Origin of the sequence: Burkholderia sp. E168m23 (assembly GCF_016586125.1) — a bacterium.
Taxonomy (GTDB): Bacteria; Pseudomonadota; Gammaproteobacteria; order Burkholderiales; family Burkholderiaceae; genus Burkholderia; species Burkholderia orbicola.
In genome coordinates this window covers 1-1,163 of record NZ_BCPP01001433.1, presented here as the reverse complement: position 1 = coordinate 1,163, position 1,163 = coordinate 1, and the positions used below count along the sequence as shown (strand labels likewise).

Below are 1,163 nucleotides of genomic sequence, written 5' to 3'. Positions count from 1 at the left end.
CCCATTCCCGTCGCTGCAGGGCCTCGCGCCCGATCGCGTGATCTATCTCGGCACCTTCAGCAAGATCCTGTTTCCGTCGCTGCGGCTCGGCTACGTGATCGCGCCCGACGATCTCGTGCCTGCGTTCTGCGGCGCGCGCGTGCTGATGGACCGCCACGCGCCGACCGCCGACCAGCACGTGCTCGCCGCGTTCATCGCCGAAGGACATCTCGATCGCCACATCCGCCGCGTGCGCGGCGTCTATGCGGAACAGCGCGCGGCGCTGATCGACACGCTCGGCGCGCGGCTGCCGCGCGAGCGCGCATGGGTACAGCCGGGCGACCAGGGGATGCACGTCGTGCTGTGGCTCGCGGCAGGCATCGACGATCTCGACGTGGTCGCGCGCGCCGCCCAGGCCGGTGTCGCGGTGCGTGCGGTGTCGCCGATGTTCGCGCCCGGCACCGCGCGCCCCGGGCTCGTGCTCGGCTTCGGCGGGTTCGGCCGCGCGCAGATGGAAGCGGCCGCGCAGCGGCTCGCGGACGTGGTTTCGTCGGTGGAATCGCGGCCCCGCGCACGGTAAAAGGTTGGCGGCGGGCAACAAACGTAATCGTCTGTAAATCCTGCAAGCAAACGGCCGTTTCCGCGGCCCGCGCGCGGATTCCGTTTGCTAGGATCGCGCGTCTTCCCTCCGCGCTCCTGCCGCCTTGAACCACTTCGTGCCGTTTCTCCGAGACGCGTGGCTCCGTTGCCGCGCCCGTGTCACGCCGCTCGCCGCCGCGTGCCGCACGCGCGTCCGCGCGCTGGGCGCGGGCATGCTCCACCGCCTGCGCCATCCGACCCGGCGCGGCGTCGCGCTGACGCTTGCCGCGATCCCGGTGCTGGGTCTGCTCGTCCTGCTCGCGTTCGTTCCGTTCACGCCGAGCATCGGCGACATCCGCAAGGCGCGCATCGACCGCCCCGCGCGCGTGCTGTCGGCCGACGGCCAGCTGATCGCCGAATTCCGGCCGGTAAACCGCGAATGGGTGCCGCTCAAGCAGATCTCGCCGCACATGATCGATGCGCTGATCGCGACCGAGGACCACCGCTTCTACGCGCATCACGGCATCGACTGGCGCCGCACGCTCGCGGCCGGCCTGCATACGTTCTCGGGCACCGGCAGGGCGGCTCGACGATCACGCAGCAGC

Annotated in this window: 2 pseudogenes; both read left to right on the top strand. The window is 71.2% G+C overall.

Annotated features, from left to right (window positions below):
- Positions 1 to 559 (top strand): annotated as a pseudogene (locus JMF90_RS37925) (PLP-dependent aminotransferase family protein); the annotation flags it as partial.
- A gap of 124 nt (positions 560 to 683) precedes the next feature.
- Positions 684 to 1,163 (top strand): annotated as a pseudogene (locus tag JMF90_RS37920) (transglycosylase domain-containing protein); the annotation flags it as partial.